This is a genomic window from Pelomonas nitida (assembly GCF_043555975.1).
GTDB classification, from domain to species: Bacteria; Pseudomonadota; Gammaproteobacteria; order Burkholderiales; family Burkholderiaceae_C; genus Pelomonas; species Pelomonas nitida.
The window spans coordinates 272,605-297,550 of the sequence record NZ_JBIGIA010000004.1; the positions used below are offsets into that span (position 1 = coordinate 272,605).

16 protein-coding genes are annotated in these 24,946 nt (G+C 69.1%); 12 read left to right on the forward strand and 4 right to left on the reverse strand.

Going from position 1 to position 24,946, the window contains the following annotated elements:
- The 4 genes from ACG00X_RS07215 (at position 1) to ACG00X_RS07230 (ending at position 8,025) form a co-directional block, all read left to right on the forward strand.
- Positions 1–993 (forward strand): TerC family protein, encoded by a 993-nt coding sequence (locus ACG00X_RS07215; protein ID WP_394487384.1) that lies wholly within the window; start codon positions 1–3, stop codon positions 991–993.
- Positions 994–1,096: 103 nt separating this feature from the next.
- Positions 1,097–3,799 (forward strand): S9 family peptidase, encoded by a 2,703-nt coding sequence (locus ACG00X_RS07220; protein ID WP_394487438.1) that lies wholly within the window; start codon positions 1,097–1,099, stop codon positions 3,797–3,799.
- A gap of 26 nt (positions 3,800–3,825) precedes the next feature.
- Positions 3,826–6,210: a sensor histidine kinase gene (locus ACG00X_RS07225; RefSeq protein ID WP_394487385.1), complete on the forward strand. Its 2,385-nt coding sequence runs from the start codon at positions 3,826–3,828 to the stop codon at positions 6,208–6,210.
- 81 nt (positions 6,211–6,291) lie between these two features.
- Positions 6,292–8,025 (forward strand): sensor domain-containing diguanylate cyclase, encoded by a 1,734-nt coding sequence (locus ACG00X_RS07230; RefSeq protein WP_394487386.1) that lies wholly within the window; start codon positions 6,292–6,294, stop codon positions 8,023–8,025.
- Here ACG00X_RS07230 and ACG00X_RS07235 read toward each other — a convergent pair.
- The gene (locus ACG00X_RS07235) at positions 8,022–8,711 is read right to left on the reverse strand and encodes a response regulator transcription factor (protein WP_394487387.1); all 690 of its coding nucleotides are present in this window, start codon (positions 8,709–8,711) and stop codon (positions 8,022–8,024) included. The two genes, ACG00X_RS07230 and ACG00X_RS07235, sit on opposite strands and share 4 nt — an antisense overlap.
- Before the next feature lie 158 nt (positions 8,712–8,869).
- Between ACG00X_RS07235 and ACG00X_RS07240 the strand changes: the two genes are divergently transcribed.
- Complete coding sequence (locus ACG00X_RS07240; RefSeq protein WP_394487388.1) at positions 8,870–9,223, forward strand: hypothetical protein; 354 nt, start codon at positions 8,870–8,872, stop codon at positions 9,221–9,223.
- Between the two features lie 31 nt (positions 9,224–9,254).
- On the opposite strand, the gene ACG00X_RS07245 is transcribed toward ACG00X_RS07240, so the two are convergent.
- Entirely contained in the window at positions 9,255–9,803 is a 549-nt protein-coding gene (locus tag ACG00X_RS07245; protein ID WP_394487389.1) for a DUF1415 domain-containing protein, read from the reverse strand.
- A 130-nt stretch (positions 9,804–9,933) separates the two neighbouring features.
- Positions 9,934–11,139, reverse strand: a complete 1,206-nt coding sequence (locus tag ACG00X_RS07250) for a M20 aminoacylase family protein (protein WP_394487390.1) — start codon at positions 11,137–11,139, stop codon at positions 9,934–9,936.
- 49 nt (positions 11,140–11,188) lie between these two features.
- Here ACG00X_RS07250 and ACG00X_RS07255 point away from each other — a divergent pair, with 49 nt between their 5' ends.
- From ACG00X_RS07255 to ACG00X_RS07265, 3 genes are all read left to right on the forward strand, one after another.
- Positions 11,189–11,500 carry a hypothetical protein gene (locus ACG00X_RS07255; RefSeq protein ID WP_394487392.1) on the forward strand — a complete coding sequence of 104 codons (312 nt, stop codon included), beginning with the start codon at positions 11,189–11,191 and terminating at the stop codon, positions 11,498–11,500.
- Between the two features lie 67 nt (positions 11,501–11,567).
- On the forward strand, positions 11,568–13,559 hold the full coding sequence (locus ACG00X_RS07260; RefSeq protein WP_394487393.1) for a TonB-dependent receptor: 1,992 nt from the start codon (positions 11,568–11,570) through the stop codon (positions 13,557–13,559).
- A 154-nt stretch (positions 13,560–13,713) separates the two neighbouring features.
- On the forward strand, positions 13,714–15,147 hold the full coding sequence (locus ACG00X_RS07265; protein WP_394487394.1) for a circularly permuted type 2 ATP-grasp protein: 1,434 nt from the start codon (positions 13,714–13,716) through the stop codon (positions 15,145–15,147).
- A gap of 47 nt (positions 15,148–15,194) precedes the next feature.
- On the opposite strand, the gene ACG00X_RS07270 is transcribed toward ACG00X_RS07265, so the two are convergent.
- Positions 15,195–15,434, reverse strand: a complete 240-nt coding sequence (locus tag ACG00X_RS07270; RefSeq protein ID WP_394487396.1) for a hypothetical protein — start codon at positions 15,432–15,434, stop codon at positions 15,195–15,197.
- Positions 15,435–15,547: 113 nt separating this feature from the next.
- On the opposite strand from ACG00X_RS07270, the gene ACG00X_RS07275 reads away from it, so the two are divergent.
- The 4 genes from ACG00X_RS07275 to ACG00X_RS07290 all read left to right on the forward strand — a co-directional run bounded on the left by ACG00X_RS07275 (position 15,548) and on the right by ACG00X_RS07290 (position 24,799).
- Positions 15,548–16,507 (forward strand): alpha-E domain-containing protein, encoded by a 960-nt coding sequence (locus ACG00X_RS07275; RefSeq protein WP_394487397.1) that lies wholly within the window; start codon positions 15,548–15,550, stop codon positions 16,505–16,507.
- A 685-nt stretch (positions 16,508–17,192) separates the two neighbouring features.
- Positions 17,193–20,642: a transglutaminase family protein gene (locus ACG00X_RS07280; RefSeq protein WP_394487398.1), complete on the forward strand. Its 3,450-nt coding sequence runs from the start codon at positions 17,193–17,195 to the stop codon at positions 20,640–20,642.
- A 365-nt stretch (positions 20,643–21,007) separates the two neighbouring features.
- A complete protein-coding gene (locus ACG00X_RS07285; protein WP_394487400.1) occupies positions 21,008–23,800 on the forward strand; it encodes a cellulose binding domain-containing protein in 2,793 nt (930 codons plus the stop codon).
- A 153-nt stretch (positions 23,801–23,953) separates the two neighbouring features.
- Positions 23,954–24,799, forward strand: a complete 846-nt coding sequence (locus ACG00X_RS07290; protein ID WP_394487401.1) for an alpha/beta fold hydrolase — start codon at positions 23,954–23,956, stop codon at positions 24,797–24,799.
- The last annotated feature ends 147 nt before the right edge of the window (positions 24,800–24,946 follow it).

The window sequence follows — 24,946 nt, forward strand, 5'->3', positions numbered from 1 at the left end:
ATGGACATGCTTCTGAGCGTGCTGCAGGCCGACTTCCTCGGCAAGGCGGTGTGGATCTGGCTGGTCTTCCTGGCGGTCGTCGTGACGCTGCTGGCATTCGACCTGGGCGTGCTGCACCGTGACCAGCACGAGATCGGCGTGCGCGAGAGCCTGCTGCTGTCGGCCGGCTACATCAGCGTGGCGGTGGCCTTCGGCGCCTGGGTGTGGTGGTATCTGGGCGCTCAGAGCGGCATGGACTACTACACCGGCTTCATGATCGAGAAGTCGCTGTCGATGGACAACGTCTTCGTCATCGCGCTGATCTTCAGCTTCTTCGCCGTCCCGCGGCAGTACCAGCACCGCGTGCTGTTCTGGGGGATCCTGGGCGTCATCGTGCTGCGTGGGCTGATGATCGGCTTGGGCGCGACGCTGGTGAGCCAGTTCAGCTGGGTGCTCTACCTGTTCGGCGCCTTCCTCGTGATCACGGGCATCAAGATGTGGTTCATGGTGGACCACCAGCCCGACATCGCCAACAACCCGCTGCTGAAGTGGCTGAAGCGGCACATGCGCGTGACGCAAGGCCTGCGCGGCAGCGCGTTCTGGGTGAAGGAGCCCGACCCCAGGACCGGCCGCGTCGAGCGCTTCGCGACGCCGTTGCTGCTGGCGCTGATGCTGGTGGAGTTCGTGGACCTGATCTTCGCGGTGGACTCGGTGCCGGCCATCTTCGCGATCACGACCGATCCCTTCATCGTCTACACGAGCAACATCTTTGCCATCCTGGGCCTGCGCGCGCTGTACTTTGCGCTGGCCGCGATGATCCACCGCTTCAAGTACCTGAAGTACGCGCTGGCTCTGGTGCTGGTGTTCATCGGCAGCAAGATCTTCCTCGTCGGCTTCATCGGCAAGGTGCCGGCGGTGGTGTCGCTGGGCGTCACCTTCGGGCTGATCGCCGGCGGGGTGGTGGTGTCGATGTGGAAGACGCGCGAAGTGCCGTTGGGCCCCGGGCCCGTGTGAGTGCCGGCGCAGGGCCCTGTGACCATCGGCCCGCGCCGGGCGCCATCCCTAGAATGTGGTGCCCCGTACCCTGGGGCCCCATTCAGGAGATCCCTTGAAGCCCGTGACCTTCGCTGCCGCGAGCAGCCTGGCCCTTACGCTGGCCTTGTGCGCAGCCGTACCGCTGCAGGCACAGACTGCCACCAGCTCAGCCGCCACCGTTCCTTCCCTCGAACAGATCTTCCGCGCCGAGCCCTACCGTGGCGACAACGCGAAGGATGCCGACTTCAGCCACAGCGGCCGCTACCTGGCCTATCTGTGGAGCCCGTTCGGCGAGCCTGGCACCGACCTGTGGGTGCACGACACCAAGACCGGCAAGACCACGCGGGTCACGTCGCCGCAGATCATGGCGGCCTTCGAGGCGCCGGAAGACATGGCGCGCTTCGAGAAGAAGCTCAAGCAGCGCCAGGACGAGTACGCCGAGCGTCAGGCCCGCGAAGTCGCGCAGCAGGCCTATCTGCGGGGCGAGAAGGTCGACCTGTCGCAGTGGGAGTCGGCCCAGATCGAGGTGCTGAAGAAGGAACTGGCCGAGAAAAAGGCCAAGGACGACGCGCAGAAGGCGGCCGACAAGGCCGAGGCCGATGCGGAGAAGCAGGCCATGGCGGCGCTGGAAGCGCGCCGTGCCGGCAAGCCCGAGCCGGCAGCGGCACCGGCGTCTGCGGCCTCTGCCGCCGACCGCAAGGAAGGCAAGAAGGATGACAAGGACAAGGAGCTCTGGGAGCTGCGTGACGAGCTGAAGAAGAAGCTCGCGCGCGACAAGCTCAAGCCCGGCGACCTCTACCCCGGCCCGGCCCAGTTCGTCTGGGCGCACAAGGCCGACGAGCTGGTCTTCCAGTACCGCGGCGGCCTGTACCGCTGGGTGGTGGGCGACCGGGCGCCGACGCCGCTGGTCGCGACGCAGCGTGAGCTGCGCACGGTGGCCTACACGGCCGACGACAGCGGCTTCGTCTTCATGGACGAGACCCGCGTGCTGCGCCTGAACTTCCGGCAGGCCGGCGTGCAGGTCGTCAACCGCGAGCTGATCCACCCGGACGACGAGCAGAAGAAGTACCGCATCGCCGAGACGACGATCAGCGAGGATGGCCGCTGGATGGCGCTGGTGGCCAAGGCCCCGCTGAAGGGCGCCGACGACAAGCCCGCCGCCCCCGGCCGGCAGGTCGAGATCATGAACTACAGCGAGCGCTGGGCCACGGCCAAGAAGGTCAACCGTGAGGTGTCCGACGACAAGCGCACCGAGCGGCCGCTGGCGCTCTACATCCGCGCGGTGCCGGTGGGCGCCGAGACGCCGCGCAAGCAGCCCGCGCCGGTGTTCGTCAACGGTGGCGGCGACGTGTGGTTCGAGATGAGCGACGTGGCCTGGGCCAAGGATGGCAGTCACTACGCCTTCACGACCTGGGAGCGCGACAAGGAGTTGCTGCGCGTCTACCTGGGCACGACCGCTTGCGCCCAGCTGGCCGCCTGCGGCGAAGCGGCCAAGCCCGAGATGATCCTGGAGCGCCGCGGCGATGTCGGCCACGAGGTCGTCAACGTGCTCAAGCCCCGCTTCACGCCCGACGGCAAGACGCTGGTGCTGACGCTGGACGAGACCGGCTGGCGCCAGCCCTACGCCATCGACGTGGCCACGCGCGCGCTGCGGCCGCTGCTCAAGGGTGAGTTCGAGGCCCACCAGGTGGTGGGTTTCACGGCCGACAGCAAGTCGCTGTTCGTGCTGGCCAACCAGGGCGACTCCGCGGCGATGAACGTGCTGCGCGTCGACATGGCTTCGGGCGCCACGCAGGCCGTGGGTGCGGCGGGCGAATATCACCGCAGCGCCACCGTGTCGGAGGATGGCCGCTGGGTGGCCGCGAACGCCGGCAACTGGGCGCGTCGCCCGGAGCTCAAGCTGCTGGCCGCAGACGGCAAGGCCAAGGCTGAAGCGCGCACGCTGACCGACAGCTCCGACAAGGCGCTGGCCGGCCTGCCGCTGCTGCAGCCCGAGCGCTTCCACTACACCAACCGCCATGGCGACCGCATCGAGGCCTATGTCTTCAAGCCCGCCGGCTGGCAGGCGAGCGACAAGCGCCCGGCGATCGTCTACGTGTACGGCGGCCCGCTGAACGACCGCCACATCGTGGAGGTCGACAGCTTCCAGAACACCGCCTACCTGTTCGGCCAGTACATGGCCGCCAAGCATGGCTACGTGACCGTCGCCGTCGACCCGCGCGGCCACAGCAACTACGGCCGCAAGTTCGGCGATGCCAACTGGGAACGCGCGGGCGAGCCTCAGGCCGAGGACCTGGAAGACCTGGCCAGGCTGCTGCCGGCGCAATACGGCGTGGACGCCAGCCGCATCGGCCTGAACGGCTGGAGCTTCGGCGGCTTCCAGACGCAGTACACGATGTACACGCGGCCCGACGTGTTCGCCGCCGGCATCGCCGGGGCGGGCCCGACGGAATGGGAGAACTACAACAGCTGGTACAGCGGCCGCACCATCGGCAAGGCCACCGACCGCACCAAGCCCGTGCTGCGCAAATACTCGCTGCTGCCGCTGGCCAAGGGCCTCAAGCACCCGCTGATGCTGGTGCATGGCATGCAGGACCCCAACGTGCTGTACCAGGACACGGTGAACGTCTACCGCGAGCTGCTGGACTCGGGCAAGGAATCGCTCGTCGAACTGTTCCTCGACCCGGACGGCGTGCACGCGATGGGCGGCGTGGTCAAGCCGGCCGGCTGGCACCGCAAGTACGAAGCCTTCTGGCTGCAACACCTGGGCCGCGCCACCCGCTGACGCGCATCGCCGCGACACTCCTCACCATGCCGACGTCTCGCCTGTTTTCTGAAGAGGACGACCGCCTGACCCGCCTGGCGGCGCTGGAGGTCATGGACACGGCGCCGGAGCCGCTGTTCGACCACCTCACGGCGCTGGCCGCGCAGATCTGCGGCACGCCCGTGGCGCTGCTGGGCCTGCTGGACGAGCGCCGGCAGTGGTTCAAGGCGGCGTTCGGCATCGACCGCAGCGAGACGCCGCGGGCGCTGACCTTCTGCGCCCACACGCTGCAGGCGGACGGGCTCTTCGAGGTGAAGGACGCCAGCGAGGACAGCCGTTTCGCCCACCATCCCGACGTGCTCGCGCAGCCGGCGCTGCGCTTCTATGCGGGCGTGCCCATCCGGCTCGACGACGGCAGCCTTCCCGGCACGCTGTGCGTGCTGGACTTCCACCCACGCGAGCTGACCGACGCGCAGCGCGAGGCGCTGGCCCGCCTGGCCGGCGCCGCGGCCGAGGGGCTGATGTTGCGGGAGCGGGCGCTGGCGCGCGCCGACGCCGCCACGCACGCCCAGGCCTTGCGCGTGCTGGCCGAGACCGCGCCGCTGGGCATCTTCCGCACCGATGCGGTGGGGCAGTACATCTACACCAACCGGGCCTGGCAGCGCATCTGCGGCCTCGGCGCCCGGGAAGCCCTCGGCGAAGGCTGGGGCACCGCGCTGATGCCGGAGGAGGGCGGCACGGTGCTGGAGCGCTGGCAGCGTTGCGTCGCGCGGCGCGAACCCTTCGAGATGCGCTACCGCGTGCGGCAGCCCGGTGGCGCCGTGCGCCATGTGTGGTCGCGGGCGCGGCCGCTGCTGGCGCCGACGGGCGAGTTGGTGGGCTACATCGGCATCACCGAAGACACGACCGAGCGCCTGAGCACCGAGCGCGAGCTGCGCGACAGCAAGGCCCTGCTGGACCGCACCGGCCGCGTGGCCGGCGTCGGCGGCTGGAGCCTGGACCTGCAGACGCTGGAGCTCATCTGGAGCGACCAGACCTGCCGCATCCACGACCTCGAGCCGGGGCACAAACCCACACTGGAGGAGGCGCTGGCCTTCTTCCCCGACCCGGAAGCGCGCGCGGCGATGCAGACCGCGCTGCAGCGCGGCATGCACCATGGCGACCCCTGGAGCCTGGAGCTGCCGCTCATCACGGCGCGCGGCCGCCAGGTGTGGGTGCTGGCGCAGGGGCAGGTGGACTGGCAGGACGGCGTGCCGGTTCGCGTCGTCGGGGCTTTTCAGGACGTCACGGAGCACCACCGCGCTGCCGAAGAGCTGGAGCGCAACAGGCAGCGGCTGCGCGCCTTGTATGAATCGACGCCGGCCATGATGCATTCCATCGATGCCGGCGGCCGCATGCTCAGCGTGTCCGATCGCTGGCTGGAGCGGCTGGGCTACCGCCGCGAGCAGGTCATCGGGCGGCTGCTGGATGACTTCCTGCCACCCGAGTCGCGTCGCCTCGTGCGCGACGTGCATCTGCCGGCGATGTGGCGCGACGGCCATGTGGACGATTGCCCGCTGCAGCTCATCTGCGGCGATGGGCGGCTGCGCGACGTGCTCGTGTCCGCCGTCGCCGAATACGACAGCCAGGGCCGGCCGCTGCGTGCGCAGGCGCTGGTGCACGACATCACCGAAGACCTCAAGCGCCGCGCCGAGCTGGCGCAGGAGCAGCGCATCCGGCGTCAGACCGAGCGGCATGTGCAGGAGCTGGACCAGCTGCTGCGCGAGCGTTCGGAGATGCTGGATGTGCTGGCGCACGAGGTGCGCCAGCCGCTGAACAACGCCAGCGCCGCGCTGCAGAGTGCGACGGCCGCGCTCGACGGGCGCGGCGAGCGGCAGGCGCACGACCGGCTGATGCGGGCGCAGGCGGTGCTGGGGCAGGTGCTGGCAGGCGTTGACAACACGCTGGCCGCGGCCAGCCTGCTGGCCGGGGGCGGCCGCATCGGGCGGCAGGACACCGACATCGACACGCTGATCGCCGTCACGATCGCCGACCTTCCGCGCGACCAGCGCGATCGCATCGTCATCAACCGCCACACGGCCACGCGCACGGCGCTGATGGACATGAGCCTGATGCGGCTGGCGCTGCGCAACCTGCTGTCCAACGCGTTGAAGTACGCGCCCGGCGTCAGCCCGGTGACGCTGCACGTGATGGACTTCGACGAACCGGCGGCGTTGCAGTTCGAGGTCGTCGACACCGGCCCCGGCATTCCGCGCGAGCTGCTGCCGCGGCTGTTCACGCGCGGCGCGCGCGGCGGCGGCGCCGAGCCGGCCCACGGGCTGGGCCTGTACATCGTGCGTCGCGTCATGGACCTGCATGGCGGCGCGGCCGACCTGCTCTACACGAGCCCGCAGGGCACGGTCATGCGGCTGACGCTGCCGCAGGCCGGCTGACGGGCAACGCAGCGGCCGGCAGGCCCAAAGCCCGACAGCCTCCTAGACTTCGGTGCTCTGGCTGTGTTCCCTGACCCCGTGATGCCCGATTCCCACGACGATGCCCCGTCACGGCCTGTGCGCCGTCTGCCCAGCCTGCGGCGGAAACTCAGCCTGGTGCTGGGCGGCCTGGCGCTGCTCATCCTGACGCTGGTGGGCGGCTACCTGGGCTGGATGGCCACGCGGGGGCTGCACGAGGCCCAGCAGACCGCCGTTCGCACGACGGCCCAGTTCGCCGCCGAGCTGCTGGCCAGCGAGCTGCGCGACCGTGAACGCGAGATCGAGCTGCTCAGCGCGGCGCCGCACCTCGTCGAAGGCGCGCTCGACGCGCCCGGCGTGCGCGGCTCGCTGGAGCGGCGCATGGCCCAGCACGACGAATTCGCGTGGATGGGTGTGGCATCGGCGGACGGCACCGTGCTGCAGGCCAGCGGCGGGCAGCTCGTGGGGCGCTCGGTGGCGGATCGGCCCTGGTTCATCGAGGGGCGCGAACACACCCACGTGGGCGACGTGCACGAGGCCAAGCTGCTGGCGTCGCTCGTCCCGGCGCGGCCCGACGGCGAGCCCACGCGGTTCATCGACTTCGCCGCGCCCATCCGCGACCGCACGGGCCGGCTGCGCGGCGTCGTCGCGGCCCATGCGCAGTGGCACTGGGTCGTCGGCATGGTGGAGAGCGTCACCCGGCGGCACAGCCCCGACAGCGGCATGGAGGCGCTCATCCTCGATCGGCAGGGCCGCGTGCTCTACCCACAGGCCTTGAAGGTGGCGCAGGCCGCGGATGCCCGCGTGCTGCCTCGGCCGGCCAGTGGCCGGTTCGAGGGCCGGCATGACATCGACGGTCAGCCCTACCTGACCTGGGAAGAGCCGGTGCAGGCGCGCACGCGTGCGGACCTTGGCTGGCGCATCGTCGTTCGCCAACCGCTGGCGCTGGCGCTGCGCCCGGTGCGGGAGCTGCAACGCGAACTGGTGCTGCTGGGCCTGCTGGCCGCCGCAGCGCTGACCCTGGCGGCGCTGCTGTTGGCGCGCCGTATCAGCCGGCCCGTGGAGCAACTGGCCCGCATGGCCGAACGTGTGCAGGCCGAGCGGCGCATGCCGGAGTTCCCCGACCAGGCCGCGGTGCGGGAGCTCGCGCGCCTGGGCGACGCCATGGGCGGCATGGCCCGCGCGCTGCTGGCCACCGAACGCGAGCTGCGCGAGGCCAACCAGACGCTGGACGCCCAGGTGGCGCAGCGCACCGCCGAGCTGCAGGCGGCCAACGCCGCGCTGGCCCACCTGGCCACGCGCGATCCGTTGACCGGCCTGCACAACCGCCGCAGCCTGGATGCACGCCTGGCCGAGGCGCTGGCGCTGGACCGTCGCTACGGCCCCCAGAGCGGCCGTGTGCACGGCCTGCTGCTGGTGGATGCCGACCACTTCAAGCGCATCAACGACGAGTTCGGCCATGCGGCCGGCGACGCCGTGCTGCGCCAGCTGGCCACCGTGCTGCAGTCCTGCGTGCGCACGACCGACGTCGTGGCCCGCTTCGGGGGCGAGGAGTTCGCTGTGCTGCTGCCGGAGCTGGCCGATGCACGTGAAGCGATGCGGGCGGCCGAGAAGATTCGCAGCACCGTGGCGGCGGCCACCTTCCCGGGCGTCGGCCCGGTCACGGTCAGCTGCGGCGTGACGCTGGCGTGGCCGGGTGATGTCGATGCGCAGGCACTGGTCGAGCGTGCCGACGTCGCGCTCTACGAAGCCAAGCGCGGCGGGCGCAACATGGTCGTGCTGAAAGCAGCTTCCTAGACGACCTGCAGCGGCGCGCGGAACACGTAGCCGACGCGCGACTTGCTCTGCAGCGGCACCAGCGTGGGCGTGGCGCGCTCGATGCGGCGGCGTAGCCGGTAGATGGTGGCTGACAGGCCGTCGTCGGCCTCGCCGTCGGGGGCCTCGCGGCCCAGACGGTTCAACAGCGCCTCGCGCGTGACCGGTTCGCCGCCGGCCTGGGCAAAGCATTCGAGCAGCTGTCGGTCGGCCTCGCTGAGCTGGATGCGCGTGCCGTCGGGAACGATGAGTTCACCGCTGAGGCGGTCGAGCTTCCAGGCGGCTTCAGCGGCGGTGGGCTTGGCGACGCGGCGCTGCACGGCGGCAATGGCCAGCGAGATCTGCTCGAACTGCACGGGCTTGACGAGGTACATGTCGGCGCCGGCCGTGATGACCTCGCGGAACACCTCGGGGCCCAGCCGGCCCGACACGACGACGACACCGGCGTCGGAGCGGCGGCGCAGGATCTTGATCAGCTCCACGCCGTTGACGCCGGGCAGCATCAGGTCTACGAGGTAGAAGTCAAACGAGAACGCGTCGGGCGCGGCCAGCAACGCGTTGCTGTCGTCGAAACGGCTGACCGCGATACCCTGCTCCAGCAGGTACTGAGCCAGAAACTCCGAGTACTCGGCATCGTCATCGATCAGGGCGAGGGTCTTGGGTTGCATGGTGGCAGGCACGTGAGCAACCGTGAAGTTTGCCGCATGATTGCGGCGTCAGGTGAGGTGGAATCGGCAACTCTTCGCCCATTTTGCAAGCCGATGTATGCCAAATCATTGACGCGGCGATCGACTCATGAGAAACCCTCGGTGCCAGGAGACAGACGATGAGCGATGCCACACAAGATGACAGCGACGACGCCGAACTGGTCTGGGTTCTCCCCGGACATCGGGCGCCGCCCGCAGAGGCGCTGCGGCGCATTCAGGCCGTGTGCGCCGGCTGGCCGGACCTCCACGCCGCCATGCTGGTGGCGCTGGCCACCCATCAGGAGTTGCCGCGCGAGATGCTGGCGGCGGCGATCAAGCAGTTCCGCCCCGACCTGGAGGTCTACTCGCGGGAGGATGTTGTCAGCTTGCTGACAGCCATCTGGAACGGCGGCAAGAGCGGCTTCGATGCCGTGCTTCGCACGCGGGCCAATTCGCCCAAGCGCAGCGGCAGCCTGTCCTGGCTCAAGGAATGACGGGGCGCCTGGGCTGCACACCGCGTGCGGCTCAGCGGCCGGTCTTGAGCCCCAGGGCGCGCCAGCCGTCGATGCCCAGCTTGTCCAGCGTTTCGAGGTTGTTCTCGTAGATCGCGGCGGTGTCGGGCATGGACTCGACGGCGCGCTCGATGCTCTCCTCGCGCAGCAGGTGCAGCGTGGGGTAGGGCGAGCGGTTGCTGTAGTTGCCGATGTCGTCGAGCTCGCTGCCGTCGAACTGGTAGTCGGGGTGGAAGTCGGCGATCTGCAGGATGCCGTCGAGCTTGAGCTCTTCCACCAGCGCATCGGCGGCGTCGAGGAAGTCGTTGAACGCCAGGAAGTCGGTCAGCACGCCGGGGTGGATGAGCAGCGTGGTGTCGACCTCCAGCGGGTCGGCGCGATTCAGCGCCAGCAGTTCGCGGGCCAGGTCCTTCAGCAACTGCTCGAGCTCGGTGGCGTCGCTGACGACATAGCGGATGCGTTCGTTGACGTGCACCGACTTCGCGAACGGGCACAGGTTCAGGCCGATGACGGCCTTGACGACCCAGTCGCGGGTGTCGGTGATGACTTGTTCTTGGTTCATTTCATGTGTCCTTCGGTGTTGCGGGCCGAGCACAGGGCCGCGCCCAAGCCGGCCCGTCAGGCGATGTGCTCGCAGCGCGATGCCGCGAGCATCGCCGTCCCCTCGGGGGACCGGCCAGACGCGCCCGCGTTCAGCGGGGCTCGGCTGGGCGAGGGGCCAACCAAGCCTCAGCCATCCTGACCCACATCGAGCCGCCGAGGGGAATGAGGTCGTCGTTGAAGTCGTAGCTGGGGTTGTGCAGCGTGCAGGGGCCCATGCCATGGCCGCCGCTGCGGTGTTCGCCGTCGCCGTTGCCGATGAGGAAGTAGCAGCCGGGTTTGTCCAGCAGGTAGTAGCTGAAGTCCTCGGCGCCCATGGTGGGCTCGAACTCCTGCACGTTGTCGGCGCCGACCATGTCGGTCAGCACGCGGCGCACGAACTCGGTCTCTGCCGCGTGGTTGATGGTGGGCGGGTAGTTGCGGTGGAACTCGAACTCGGCCGTCAGCTCGAAGGCGCCGGCCAGCTGCTCGGTCATGTCCTTCATGCGGCGCTCCAGCAGGTCCAGCAACTCCAGCGTGAAGGTGCGCACGGTGCCTTCCAGCACGACCGAGTCGGGCACGACGTTGGTCGCCTCGCCGGCATGGATCATCGTCACGGAGATCACACCCGGGTCGATGGGCCGCTTGTTGCGGCTGACGATGGTCTGGAAGGCCGTGACGAGCTGGCAGGCGGCCGGCACCGGGTCCAGCCCCAGGTGGGGCATGGCGGCGTGCGAGCCCTTGCCCTTGAGCGTGATCTTGAATTCGTTGCTGCTGGCGAACACCGGGCCGCTCTTCAGCGCGAACTGGCCGGCCTTCATGCCTGGCCAGTTGTGGGCGCCGAACATGGCCTCCATCGGGAACTTCTCGAACAGGCCGTCCTTGATCATCTCGCGGGCGCCGCCGCCGCCTTCCTCGGCGGGCTGGAACACGAGGTAGACCGTGCCGTCGAAGTTGCGGTGCGTGGCCAGGTGCTTGGCGGCGGCCAGCAGCATGGCGGTGTGGCCATCGTGGCCGCAGGCGTGCATGCGGCCCAGGTAGCTGCTGGCGTGCGGGAACTGGTTCCGCTCGGTCATCGGTAGCGCGTCGATGTCGGCGCGCAGGCCGACGGCGCGGTCCGACGTGCCGGCCTTGACGATGCCGACGACGCCGGTGGTGCCCAGGCCCCGGTGGACGGGGATGCCCCAGTCGGTCAATGCCTGCGCGATGACGTCGGCGGTGCGCTGCTCGTGGAAGCAGAGTTCGGGGTGCTTGTGCAGGTCGCGGCGGATGGCCGTGAGGGCTGGGGCGTCGGCGAGGATGGATTCGATGAGCTTCATGGCAGCGTGACTTCAGGCTCGGTAAGAGGGGGAGTTTAGGATTCGGGCCGTGAACATGCGTCGTATCGCCCGAAGCTGGCTGTTGTGGCTGGCCCTGCTGCTGCCCATCGCCCAGGCGATGGCGGGCATGCACGCGATCTCGCACCTGGACGACCGGCCCGACGACGGGCTGGTGGATCTCGTCCACTGCGACCTCTGCCTGACGGCGGCGCATCTGGCCGCGGGCGCCCCGGCCGCCGAGCCGCCGGCGCTGGCGGCCTGCCCGGCCGTGCACGCCGCGCCCAGCGTGGCGCGTTTCGCACCCGCCCGGGTCGTCAGCCTGGGCCTGCCGCCGGCGCGCGCGCCGCCTGCTTCCGCCTGAACCTCAAGCCTTCCCGTGCCCTGCTGACAGGGCGCGGGTGTTTGCGTTTTCTCGTGGAAGTTTCCTCATGCGTTCCTTTGCCCTGGCGCCGCTGGCCGCCGCCTGCCTGTCTGTTTTCGTCACTCCCTCCCAGGCCGATCCGGCCGAATCGCTCGACAAGGTCGTCGTCACCGGCAACCCCTTGAAGAGCCAGGTGCTGGCCCAGCCCAGCGATTCGCTGTCCGGCGACCAACTCGTGCTGACCCGCGCGGCCAACCTGGGCGACACGCTGCAGGGCCTGCCCGGCGTGGCGGCCACCAACTTCGGCCCCAACGCCAGCCGGCCCAGCATCCGCGGGCTGGATGGCGACCGGGTGCGCATCCTCAGCAACTCCGGCGCGTCGGTGGATGCGTCCAACCTCAGCTTCGACCACGGCGTGGCCATCGACCCGCTGGTCATCGACAAGGTCGAGGTGCTGCGCGGCGCGGCGGCGCTGCTGTACGGCGGCAATGCGGTGGGCGGCGTCGTCAACACGCTGGACAACCGCATCCCGCGCACGCTGATCCAGGGCCTGAGCGGCGCGGCCGAGGTGCGCCTGGGCGGCGCCAGCAACGACAAGAGCGGCGCCGTGGTGCTGGACGGCGGCTCCGGCCAGCCCAACGCGGGTGTCGGCTGGCATGTGGACCTCGCCGGCCGCGACGCCGACGACCAGCGCGCGCCGCGTTTCGACAGCGAGGGTGAGAGCCGCACCAGCGTGCGCAACTCCGCCGCGCGCAGCCACGGCGGGGCGGTGGGCGGCTCGGTGTTCTTCCAGGGCGGCTATGCGGGTGTGTCGGTGGATGACTTCCACACCAACTACGGCACGACGGCCGAGGAAGACGTGACCATCCGCATGCAGCGCCAGCGTCTGGCGACGTCGGGCGAATGGGCCACGACGGACGGCCCCGTCCACCGCATCAGCTGGCAAGCCAGCCGCAACCGCTACGAGCACACCGAGATGGAGGGAGCGGAGGTGGGCACCACCTTCAAGAGCACCGGCACCGACGGGCGGCTGGAGGTGGAGCACGCGGCCGTTTCGACGCCATGGGGCCCGGTCAAGGGTCTGGTGGGCCTGCAGACCGAGTCACTGGACTTCTCGGCGCTGGGTGAAGAGGCCTTCGTGCCCAGCACGCGCACACGCAATACCGGCGTGTTCGTGCTGGAGCAGGCCCGCCTGGGTGGCGTGGACTGGTCGGCCGGCGCCCGCACCGAGCACGTGACGGTGGACTCCGACGGCGGTGACCGCTTCGGCCCGGCCCAGTCGCGTCGCTTCAGTCCCCTCAGCCTGGCGTTCAGCGGCGTGCTGCCACTGAGCCCGGCCTGGAGCGTCAGCGCCAACCTCAACCGTACGCAGCGCGCGCCGGCCTATTACGAGCTGTTCGCCAACGGTCTGCACGTGGCCAGCGCGGCCTTCGAGGTCGGCGACGCCAATCTGGGCCTGGAGCGCTCCAAGGGTGCGGACCTCGGCCTGAAGTGGGAGGGCGACGGCAGCCATGTGCACGTCAACGTCTACGAGACGCGTTTTTCCAACTACATCGCGCTGCAGGCCACCGGTGCCGAGGCCGACAACGACGGCGAGGCCGTGCCGGTCTACGCCTTCCAGGCCGTGCCGGCGCGCTTGCGTGGCGTCGAGTTCGAGGGCCGGTGGCAACTGCATCCGTCCGTCGCGCTGCTGAGCCAGCTGGATGCCGTGCGCGGCGAAAACACGCAGACCGGCGAGCCGCTGCCGCGCCTGGCGCCGCTGCGCGCCATGCTGGGCGTTGAAGCGCGGCAGGGCGACTGGTCGGGTGCGCTGGAATGGCGCGGCGCGGCACGCCAGACGCGCGTGGCCCAGTTCGACACCGCCACGGCCGGTTACGGCACGGTCAGGCTGAGCCTGGCCCGCCAGCTGCACTGGGACAAGGTCGACGCACTCTGGTATCTCAAGCTCGACAACCTCGGCAACAAGCTGGCCTACAACGCGACGGCGGTGCCGACCATCCGCGATCTGTCGCCCCAACCGGGCCGCGCGGTCAGCACGGGTCTGCAGTTACGTTTTTGATCAGACGCTGAATGATCGGCGACACCCGGTATAACCGTGGTGCGCCGATGCGCCAGCCTTGGGTTTGCATGCACTGCGGCAGGGCTGGTGTGCACCAGGGCCGGCATGTCCGGTGGGTGCGGAATTTGCATCGGTGCTCAGGAGAGGAGCAACGATGCAGACCGCTTTCGACGAAATGAACGCAGCGGGGCCCGTCACCCGCGCCCACTACGACGCCTATGCCCGCTGGCTGGCGGAGCAGCCCGAGTCGCTGATGCGCGAACGGCGCGAACAGGCGGAGCTGATCTTCCGCCGCGTGGGTATCACCTTCGCGGTCTATGGCGACAAGGATTCGGGCGAGGGCACCGAGCGCCTCATCCCCTTCGACCTGATCCCGCGGGTCATTCCGGCGGCCGAATGGACCGCCATGCAGGCCGGCCTGGCGCAGCGCGTGACGGCGCTGAACCGCTTCATCCACGACGTCTATCACGACCAGGAGATCCTGAAGGCCGGCATCGTGCCGGCCGACGAGATCCTGAAGAACACGCAGTTCCGCAAGGAGATGATGGGCGTGGACGTGCCCGGCGGCGTCTACAGCCACATCGCTGGGGTGGACATCGTGCGCGCCGGCCATGCCGACGGCAGCGGCCACTACTACGTGCTGGAAGACAACCTGCGCGTGCCCAGTGGCGTGAGCTACATGCTCGAGAACCGCAAGATGATGATGCGGCTCTTCCCCGAGCTGTTCGTGCAGCACCGCATCGCGCCGGTGGCCCATTACCCCGACCTGCTGCTGGACACGCTGCGCAGCGTGGCGCCGCCCGGCGTGGCCGACCCCACCGTCGTCGTCATGACGCCGGGCATGTACAACTCGGCCTATTTCGAGCACGCCTTCCTGGCGCAGCAGATGGGCGTGGAGCTCGTCGAGGGTCAGGACTTGTTCGTCGACGGCGGCTTCGTCTACATGCGCACCACGCGCGGCCCCAAGCGCGTGGACGTGATCTACCGCCGCATCGACGACGACTTCCTCGACCCGCAGGTCTTCCGCGCCGACTCGCAACTGGGCTGCGCGGGGCTGGTGAACGCCTACAAGGCCGGCAAGGTCACGCTGAGCAACGCCATCGGCACGGGTATCGCGGACGACAAGTCCATCTACCCCTATGTGCCGAAGATGATCGAGTTCTACCTCGGCGAGAAGCCCATCCTGCAGAACGTGCCCACCTACGTCTGCCGCGAGAAGGAAGACCTGGCCTACACGCTGGCGCATCTGGGCGAGCTGGTCGTGAAGGAGGTGCATGGCGCTGGCGGCTACGGCATGTTGGTCGGGCCGGCGGCCACCAAGGCCGAGATCGAGGCCTTCCGGGCGCGCCTCGTCGCGAACCCGGGCAACTACATCGCGCAGCCGACGCTGTCACTGTCCACCTGCCCGACCTTCGTCGAAAGCGGCGTGGCTCCCCGTCACATTGACCTGCGACCCTTCGTGCTGTCGGGCTCGACGGTGCGCATGGTGCCGGGCGGGCTGACGCGCGTGGCGTTGAAGGAGGGATCGCTCGTGGTCAATAGCAGCCAGGGCGGCGGGACCAAGGACACCTGGGTGTTGGAGGACTGACGCGATGCAATGGAAGCCTGAACGTATTTTTTTCGGGTGCGATGAGCTCAGTCGTCGTGATCGCCCAAAACACCTCCTGAACAAAACCACGGCGCTCCGGAATCTGCCGGATCAGCGCGTTGATCCGCGCGTTTGCGCGACTTGGCGTAGATCCAGACGAAGAGAGCAAGGAGACACAACGAGAAAACCAGCGGCATGAGCAGCGATGCGATCCGGTTGGGTGATCTGGCGTCCGAGAAGTGGTATGCGACGCCGCCCACGGCAATGATGATGAACAGGGATCTCATGACTTTCACGTCCACATTTCGCCAGCCGATTCTGTTTGCGCGACAAGCCCTGTCCGCCCATCGGCCTACGTCAATTTTCACGGGCTCTGCAGCAGGCGATCAGGAGTTGTCTTATGTTGTCTAGGACCGCTGACCATCTGTTTTGGCTGAGCCGCTACATCGAGCGGGCCGAAAACACGGCGCGCATGCTGGACATCGCCTACCAGACCTCGCTGCAACCCCAGTCGGCCGACGAGTCGCTGCAGACCTGGCGCAGCCTGGTGTCGATCTCCGAGTTGAATGGCCTGTACGGCGCCAAGTACTCGGTGATCAACGCCCGCAACGTCATGGAGTTCATGGTGGCCGACGAGAACAACCTCTCGTCCATCTTCAACTGCCTGCGTGCGGCGCGCGAGAACGCCCGTGCGGTGCGGGGCTCTCTGACCACCGAGGTCTGGGAGACGATGAACCAGACCTGGCTGGAGTTCCGCCGCCTGCTGCGCGAAGGGGCGCTGGCGCGCGACCCGTCGCAGCTGTTCGAGTGGGTGAAGTACCGCTCGCACCTGTCGCGCGGCGTGACGGTGGGCACGATGCTGCAAGACGAGGCCTTCCACTTCATCCGCATCGGCTCCTTCCTGGAGCGCGCCGACAACACCGCGCGGCTGCTGGACGTGAAGTTCTATCGCCAGGAGCAGGCTCAGGTGGACGCAGACGATGCGGGGCACGACACCGCGCGCGACTTCTACTACTGGTCGGCCGTGCTGCGCTCGGTGTCGGGGTTCGAGATCTACCGCAAGGTCTACAGCAATGTCATCCAGCCCGACAAGGTGGCCGAGCTGATGATCCTGCGCTCGGACATGCCGCGCTCGCTGTCGCACTGCATCACGCGCATGCATGCGAACCTCAAGCGTGTGGCGAACCCGCAGTCGGCGGAGACGCTGCGGCGCGCCGGTCGGTTGGAGGCCGGGCTGGCCTTCGGGCGCATCGACGAGATCCTGGCGGAAGGGTTGCATCCTTTCCTGGACCGTTTCCTCGCCGAGGTGGCGGATCTCGGTGCGCGGATCAGCCAGGACTTCCTGGTGCCTTCGGCTTGAGGGCTGGTGATGGGGGAGGCGTTGCCGGCAGCTCCAACGTTCGTTGCCTCGTGCCGGGAATTCGCCCCGGCGGGCGACCTACTTTTTGAGCGACCAAAAAGTAGGCAAAAAGTCGCCCCCGATCCGCCCGGCCCTTTGCTTCGCAGCGGGCTGCCCTGTGCTGCTCAGGCCTTGCGGGCCCGCGCAAAACTCGCTTCGCTACGCTGCGCTCAAACAGTTGCGCGGAGTCAGTGCTTGAAGCGTGCTGCGCACGCGCCCGCCAGCCCTTGCGCTGCTCGGCGGGCTCAGAGGGGGGGTGATGGAATGGCCGGCGCCAGCCGGCTTATGGGTTTGGCTGTCGGCTGTTTCGGCTGTTCGGCTGTTTCGGGTCTTCCCCTTCAAAACCGCCGAGAAGCGCAGAGGGCCAGGGCGCGCGCGCAGCGCGCTTCAACGACTGACTTCGCGCCCCTTTGTCTGAGCGAAGTGAGCGCAGTGAACGAAGCGAGTTGGGCGCGGCCCTGGGCTTCGAGCATCGCAGGGGACCCCGACGCGCAGCGTTGGGGCGGCTTTGCAGGGGCGCCTTCTTTGCCTACTTTCTTGCGCGCGCAAGAAAGTAGGTCGCCCGCCGGGGCGAAATCCCGGCATGGGACTTGGCATTCAACCAAACTTGGAATGAGCGCCCGCCAAACGGCGCGGTGACCCACGCATGAGCATCCACGTCGCCCTCAAACACGTCACCCGCTACAAATACGATCGCCCCGTCGCGCTCGGCCCGCAGGTCATCAGGCTGCGCCCCGCGCCGCACTGCCGCACGCCCATCCTCAGCTACTCGCTGCGGATCGAGCCGGCCAACCACTTCATCAACTGGCAGCAAGACCCCTTCGCCAACTACCTCGCGCGGCTCGTCTTCCCCGAGAAGACGACCGAGTTCACCGTCACGGTGGACCTGGTGGCCGAGATGGCGGTCTACAACCCGTTCGACTTCTTCCTGGAGCCGCACGCCCAGACCTTCCCGTTCGCGTACGACGAGGCCCAGCAGATCGAGCTGGCGCCCTATCTGCAGGCCGGCCCCGCCACGCCGCTGCTGGCCGCCTATCTGAAGGACATCCCGCGCACCGAGCGCGCCACCATCGACTTCCTCGTCGAGCTGAACCAGCGCGTGCAGCGCAGCGTGTCCTACCTCATCCGGCTCGAGCCCGGCGTGCAGACCCCGGAGGACACGCTCAGCAAGGCGTCGGGCTCCTGCCGCGACTCCGGCTGGCTGCTGGTGGAACTGCTGCGCCACCTGGGGCTGGCGGCGCGCTTCGTGTCGGGCTACCTGATCCAGCTCGCGCCCGACGAGAAGTCGCTCGACGGCCCCAGCGGCACGGAGGTGGACTTCACCGACCTGCACGCCTGGTGCGAGGTCTACCTGCCCGGGGCCGGCTGGATCGGGCTGGACCCGACGTCCGGCCTGCTGGCCGGCGAAGGCCACATTCCGCTGGCGGCCACGCCCACGCCCGGCAGTGCGGCACCCATCAGCGGCGCGGTGGACGAGAGCGAGGTGGAGTTCGGCCACGAGATGAGCGTCACGCGTATCTTCGAGTCGCCGCGCGTGACCAAGCCCTACACCGACGAGCAGTGGGCCGCCGTGCTGAAGCTCGGCGAGCGCGTCGACCGCGAGCTGATCGCGGGCGACGTGCGGCTGACGATGGGCGGCGAGCCCACCTTCGTCGCCATCGACAACCGCGACGCGCCGGAGTGGAACACCGAGGCGCTCGGGCCCACCAAGCGGCTCTACGCCCAGGCGCTGACGCACCGGCTGCGTGACGAGTACGGGCAGGGCGGTTTCCTGCACTTCGGGCAGGGCAAGTGGTACCCCGGCGAGCAGCTGCCGCGCTGGGCGCTGTCCATCTACTGGCGCGCCGACGGCCAGCCCTGCTGGCGCAACCCCGACTGGTTTGCCGACGAGCGCGAGGGCCATGCCTACACGAGCGAGCACGCGCAGACCTTCATGACCGCGCTCACGCGCCGGCTGGGCGTGGCGGACACCCATGTGCGCCCCGGCTACGAGGACACCTTCTACTACCTGTGGCGTGAACGCCGCCTGCCCGTCAACGTCGACCCCTTCACCTCGCAGCTGGACGACGAGATGGAGCGCGCGCGGCTGCGCCGCGTGTTCGAGCAAGGGCTGTCGCATGTCGTCGGGTATGTGCTGCCGCTGCGTCATGCCAGCGATGCGCCGACGCTGGCAGGCACGCGCTGGCAGACCGGGCCGTGGTTCCTGCGCGATGACCGCCTTTATCTGCACCCCGGCGACTCGCCCATGGGGTGGCGGCTGCCACTGGATTCGCTGCCCTGGGTCAGCAAGGGCGACTATCCCTATTTGATCGAGCAGGACCCGTTCGCACCCCGCGGCATGCTGCCCGCGGCGGCGGCGCTGAAAGCCCAGGTGCAAGGCGTCACATCGGGCGGCCCGTCGGCGTGGCGAGACGGCGGCGGGTCAGGGGCGGGCCTGGGTGGATTTGCGCCCGGCGATTCGCCCTGGCCCGCCGCCGCGCGCGCGGTGAACGAGACGGCGCCGGACCGGCAGGAGAGCGCGCACTGGATCACCCGTACGGCGCTGTGCGTGGAGGCACGCGACCCGCGGCGCGCCAACGGCCCGCAGGCCGAGGCGCAGGGCGAGGCCAGCGGTGTGCTGTATGTGTTCATGCCGCCGCTGGAGAAGCTGGAGCATTACCTGGAACTGCTGTCGGCCGTGGAAGCCACTTGCGAGGACACCGGCTTCAAGGTGGTGCTGGAGGGCTACCCGCCGCCGCGCGACCCGCGGCTGAAGGTGCTGCAGGTGACGCCGGACCCCGGCGTCATCGAGGTCAACATCCACCCGGCGCACAACTGGGGCGAACTGGTGGAGCACACCGAGTTCCTGTACGAGGCGGCCCGGCTCACGCGGTTGTCCAGCGAGAAGTTCATGATCGACGGGCGCCACACCGGTACCGGCGGCGGCAATCACTTCGTGCTGGGCGGCGCCACGCCGGCGGACTCCCCCTTCCTGCGCAGGCCGACGCTGCTGGCCTCGCTGCTCGCCTACTGGCATAACCACCCGTCCTTGAGCTACCTGTTCAGCGGCCTCTTCCTTGGCCCTACCAGCCAGGCGCCGCGCGTGGACGAGGCGCGCAACGACCAACTGCGCGAGCTGGAGATCGCGCTGGGCGAGATCTTCAAGGCCGAGCAGCGCTTCGGCGAGGCCATGCCGCCGTGGCTGGTGGACCGCACGCTGCGCAACGTGCTGGTGGACGTGACCGGCAACACGCACCGCAGCGAGTTCTCCATCGACAAGCTCTACTCGCCCGACTCCACCACCGGCCGCCTGGGGCTGCTGGAGCTGCGCGCCTTCGAGATGCCGCCGCACGCGCGTATGAGCGTCGTGCAGCAACTGCTGCTGCGCGCCTTCGTCGCGCGGTTCTGGAAGACACCCTACAAGACGCCGCTGGTGCGCTGGGGCACGGAGCTGCACGACCGCTGGCTGCTGCCGCATTTCGTCCGCGAAGACTTCGCCGACGTGCTGGAGGACATGGCCGAGGCAGGCTACGCGCTGGACCCGGCCTGGTTCGCGCCGCATGTCGAGTTCCGCTTCCCGAAGTTCGGCGAGTTCGCGGCGCGCGGCGTGCATGTCACGCTGCGTGGCGCGCTGGAGCCCTGGCATGTGATGGGCGAGGAGGGCTCGGCCGGTGGCACGGTGCGTTATGTGGACGCGTCGCTGGAACGCATGGAGGTGCATGTCAGCGGCCTCATCGACCCGCGCCACCGCATCACCGTCAACGGCGTGCCGCTGCCGTTGCAGCCCACGGGCCGCGTCGGCGAGTTCGTCGCCGGCGTGCGCTACCGCGCGTGGCTGCCCGCCTCGGCGCTGCACCCGACCATCGGCATCCATGCCCCGCTGACGGTGGACCTCGTCGACACCTGGCAGCAGCGATCGCTGGGCGGTTGCCGCTACTCGGTGGCCCACCCGGGCGGCCGCAACTACGCGACGCTGCCCGTCAACGCCTACGAGGCCGAGAGCCGGCGCCTCGCCCGTTTCGTGGCCATGGGCCACACGCCCGGCCGCGTGCTGGCCGGCGAGCCGCAGCGCAGCCTGGAGTTCCCGTTCACGCTGGACTTGCGCAAGGCGAGCTGACGGTCGTGTCTCTGTGACCCGCGCCGGTGCCCGAGGCGGCACGGGGCGCGGTGCAGGCGTGCGCCATCAATCAGGTCGGCGTGACCGCTGTTGGGCGCAGCAACTGGGTTTCGGCAACGGCATGACCTGCCGGCGCGGTGGCGTGAATGACGGGGACCTGGCCTGTTCAGACCCGTGCGGAGATGTCCAGGGATGGGCATCCCTAACTCAACCCCTGATTTGCAGTCGGCATGGCATTTGTGGGGCTGGCGGGGCGATATGACCTCTGGCTACGATTTGTGAGCGGGTCTGCAGTGCGCTCGACTGGAGGACTCCTACCTCCGGGCTGCGGGGATCCACGCTCCATCAACCAGGAGGAGACATCCATGCGCAAATCGATCCCCGTGATTTCCACCCTGACCTTGGCGTTGGTGGCCGCAGGCCTTGCGGCCACGGCGTCGGCCCAGGTGCCCAGCCCTGTGACCCTCAGCTACGTGCTGAACAGCCAGTGGCCCGCCGGCTACTGTGCGTCGGTCACCGTTCGCAACCCCAACAGCGTGGCGGTGGACTGGAGCGGCTCGCTCACCATCGGCGGCAAGGTCAACAACGTCTGGAGTGCGCAATGGGCGCAGTCTGGCAGCAGCCTGAGCTTGAGTGGCCTGGCCTGGAACAAGACCATCGCCGCCAATGCAACGCTGACGGGTATTGGCTTCTGTGCGGACGGCACGCCGGCACCCACGCCAGCCCCGACACCTGCGCCGACGCCGGCCCCCACGCCGGCCCCGACACCTGCGCCCACGCCAGCACCCACGCCCGCGCCGACACCAGCGCCGACACCTGCACCCACGCCGGCTCCTACGCCAGCACCAACTCCCGCGCCGACGCCAGCACCAACCCCGGCACCGACACCAGCCCCAACACCCGCGCCGACACCGGCCCCCACCCCCAGCCCCGCGCCCTATTCCTTCCGCAACGTTCGCGTGGACGGTGGGGGCTTCATCTCCGGCATCGTGTTCAGTCAGGCCGCGAAGGACTTGATCTATGCGCGCACGGACATCGGTGGGCTGTACCGCTGGAATCCGACGTCCAAGGACTGGACGCCGCTGCTGGACTGGGTGGGCGCCGACAAATGGGGTTGGAACGGCGTGGTGGCCGTGGCGGCCGACCCGCGTGACGCGAAGCGCGTCTACGCCGCAGTGGGCATGTATACCAACTCGTGGGACCCCAACAACGGCGCGATTCTGCGCTCCAGTGACCAGGGGCAGACCTGGGCTGCCACACCCCTGCCGTTCAAACTGGGCGGCAACATGCCGGGGCGCGGCATGGGTGAGCGCCTGACCGTCGACCCGAATCTCTCCAGCGTGCTGTACTTCGGCGCGCCCAGCGGCAAGGGCCTGTGGCGCAGCACGGACTCCGGAGCGACGTGGAAGGTGGTGGCGAACTTCCCCAACGTGGGCAACTACGCCGCCGATCCAACCGACACGTCGGGCTATGGCAGCGACACGCAGGGCATCGTCTGGGTCACCTTCGATCCCAGCAGTGGCAGCACGGGGTCGGCGACCAGGACGATGTACGTCGGCGTTGCTGACAAGCAGAACAGCATCTACCGGTCCACGGACGCCGGGGCCAGCTGGCAACTGGTGCCCGGCCAGCCGGTGGGCTACATCCCGCACAAAGGGGTCTACGACCCGATCAACGGCATCCTCTACATCGCCACCAGCGACACCGGCGGGCCGTATGACGGCGCCAAGGGCGATGTGTGGAAGTTCGAAGCGGCCAGCGGCGTGTGGACGCGCATCAGCCCGGTGCCGTCAACCAGCAGCGACGACTACTTCGGCTACACCGGCCTGACCATCGACCGGCAGAACCCCAAGGTCTTGATGGTGGGCACGCAGATCTCCTGGTGGCCCGATGCCCAGTTCTTCCGCACGACGGACGGCGGCCAGACCTGGACGCGCGCCTGGGACTGGAGCAGTTATCCCTCGCGCAGCTTCCGCTACACGATGGACATCTCCAGCGTGCCATGGCTGACCTTCGGCGCATCTCCCGTGGCGCCCGAGGTCAGCCCCAAGCTTGGTTGGATGAACGAAGCCATGGAGATCGACCCGTTCGACTCCAACCGCTTCATGTACGGCACGGGTGCCACGCTGTACGGCAGTGAGAACCTGCTGAACTGGGACAGGAGCGGGGCGCAGATCACCATCAAGCCGATGGTCAAGGGCCTGGAGGAAACCGCCGTGCTGGACCTGGTGAGCCCGCCGTCGGGCGCGCCCCTGTTCTCGGCGATGTTCGACGTCGCCGGCTTCCGCCACGACGACCTCACGGTGGTGCCGTCGCTGATGTTCACGACACCGACGCTCAGCGGCAACAGCAGCATCGACTTCGCGGAGCTGGTGCCCGGGGTCATGGCGCGTGTGGGCCAGGTCGACAAGCAGGCCTACCCCAACGTCAACCGCATTGGCGTGACCGACAACGGGGGCAACACCTGGTACCAGGGGCAGGAGCCCAGCGGCGGCGCCAGCAGCGGCACCATCGCCGTCGGTGCCGACGGCAACGCCTTCGTCTGGAGCCCCGCAGGCGCGCCGGTGGTGTACTCCACCAGCCGTGGCAGCTCGTGGAGCACGTCGACGGGCGTTCCCACCGGTGCACTGGTCCGCTCGGACCGCGCCACGGCGGGCCGCTTCTACGCCTACTCGGCCGGCAGCTTCTACGTCAGCACGAACAGCGGGGCCAAGTTCTCGGCCACCGCAGCCGCCGGCCTGCCCGCCTCGGGCAAGGTGCAGTTCAAGGCGGTGCCGGGCGCTGCAGGGCATGTCTGGCTGGGCGGCGAGACCGGGTTGTGGCGCTCGACCGACGGGGGCGCGAGCTTCGTCACCGTGCCGGGGGTGCAGCTGGCGACGAACATCGGCTTCGGCAAGGCGGCCGCCGGGCAGACCTACCCGGCGCTCTACCTGTTCGGCAAGGTCAGCGGTGTGTCGGGCTTGTTCCGCTCGGTGGATACGGGCCAGAGCTGGGTGCGCCTGAACGATGACCAGCATCAATGGGGTAACGCCGGAGATGCGCTGACCGGCGACCCTCGCACCTTCGGGCGCGTGTACCTCGGCACCAATGGCCGCGGCATCATCGTGGGCGATCCGGCCGCTGCCACGGCGGCGAGCGCGCAGCGCAGCAAGCGCTGAGCTGGCCCGCCCGGGCCGGCAGTGATGCAGGCTGGAGTTTTCGTTCTGGGTGGATCGGCACCACGTATCCTGCCGGGACCGAACTTCACCTGCGCCGCCGTGGCCGCCGCTCCTGGAGCGCGCGGCCGCGGCGGGCCGCTTGCCAACCCAGCCATGCACATCGAAATCCAACCCGGCGTCCGCCTGTTCGTCGACATCGAAGGCCTGGGGCATGTCCCCGACGGCCGCAGCCTGCGCGAGAAACCGACGCTGGTGCTGATCCACGGTGGCCCCGGCTTCGACCACACCGCGTTCCGGCCTTTCTTCAGCCGCTTTGCCGACCTGTGCCAGATCGTCTACTTCGACCAGCGTGGTCACGGCCGCAGCAGCGCCAGGCCGCTGGGCGAATGCCGGCTCGATACGCTGGCCGACGACGTCGTGCGGCTGTGCGATGTGCTGGGCATCGTGAAGCCCATCGTGTTGGGGCAGAGCTTCGGCGGCTTCGTTGCGCAGCGCTATCTGGCGCGGCACCCGGCGCATCCGCGCAAGGTGGTGCTGTCCAGCACGTCGCACCATTTCGGCCTGGACCGCAAGGTGCACCACTTCGGGCGGCTCGGCGGGCCCGAGGCTGCTGCGGCGACGCGTGAGTTCTGGGAGCGTCCGGGCCCCGACACCTGGGCGGCCTACGAGCGGCATTGCCGCCACCTCTACAACACGCAGCCCAAGCACCCGGATGCGGGCGGGTGGATGCAGTTCAACCCCGAGATCCTGTTCGAACACACGCGCACCGAGCTGCCCGGCATGGACTTGCGGCCCGGGCTGGCGCGGGTGCAGTGCCCGGTGCTGGTGATGGCCGGCGAGGAAGACCCGGTCACGCCGCCCGAGGATGCCGCCGAGATCGTCGCTGCGCTGCCGCCGCAATGGGTGGCGGGCTTCGAGCGCTTCCCCGGCGTGGGCCATGGCGCCTGGCGCGACGACCCCGTCGCCGCCGAGCGCGTGCTGCGGGCCTTCCTGGCCTGAGCGCCATCGCCAGCCGCTGGGCGGCGGCCGGTTCGTGCGCCGGGCATGCGTGGTGGTGCGCGCGGCAACTGCGGCAAATGCATCGTGAAGCCGGTGCCGGCGTCGGCGGGGGCTCGGGCCTTGCTTGACAATGCCCACCCACCCGCG

Bases quoted from the DNA above. Each gene is read 5' to 3' on its own strand.
- ACG00X_RS07240 (WP_394487388.1), top strand. From the start codon at position 8,870: ATGAGCGATGCCACACAAGATGACAGCGACGACGCCGAACTGGTCTGG.
- ACG00X_RS07280 (WP_394487398.1), top strand. From the start codon at position 17,193: ATGAGCATCCACGTCGCCCTCAAACACGTCACCCGCTACAAATACGAT.
- ACG00X_RS07260 (WP_394487393.1), top strand. From the start codon at position 11,568: ATGCGTTCCTTTGCCCTGGCGCCGCTGGCCGCCGCCTGCCTGTCTGTT.
- ACG00X_RS07215 (WP_394487384.1), top strand. From the start codon at position 1: ATGGACATGCTTCTGAGCGTGCTGCAGGCCGACTTCCTCGGCAAGGCG.
- ACG00X_RS07235 (WP_394487387.1), bottom strand. From the start codon at position 8,711: ATGCAACCCAAGACCCTCGCCCTGATCGATGACGATGCCGAGTACTCG.
- ACG00X_RS07265 (WP_394487394.1), top strand. From the start codon at position 13,714: ATGCAGACCGCTTTCGACGAAATGAACGCAGCGGGGCCCGTCACCCGC.
- ACG00X_RS07230 (WP_394487386.1), top strand. From the start codon at position 6,292: ATGCCCGATTCCCACGACGATGCCCCGTCACGGCCTGTGCGCCGTCTG.
- ACG00X_RS07225 (WP_394487385.1), top strand. From the start codon at position 3,826: ATGCCGACGTCTCGCCTGTTTTCTGAAGAGGACGACCGCCTGACCCGC.
- ACG00X_RS07270 (WP_394487396.1), bottom strand. From the start codon at position 15,434: ATGAGATCCCTGTTCATCATCATTGCCGTGGGCGGCGTCGCATACCAC.
- ACG00X_RS07285 (WP_394487400.1), top strand. From the start codon at position 21,008: ATGCGCAAATCGATCCCCGTGATTTCCACCCTGACCTTGGCGTTGGTG.
- ACG00X_RS07275 (WP_394487397.1), top strand. From the start codon at position 15,548: ATGTTGTCTAGGACCGCTGACCATCTGTTTTGGCTGAGCCGCTACATC.
- ACG00X_RS07245 (WP_394487389.1), bottom strand. From the start codon at position 9,803: ATGAACCAAGAACAAGTCATCACCGACACCCGCGACTGGGTCGTCAAG.
- ACG00X_RS07290 (WP_394487401.1), top strand. From the start codon at position 23,954: ATGCACATCGAAATCCAACCCGGCGTCCGCCTGTTCGTCGACATCGAA.
- ACG00X_RS07250 (WP_394487390.1), bottom strand. From the start codon at position 11,139: ATGAAGCTCATCGAATCCATCCTCGCCGACGCCCCAGCCCTCACGGCC.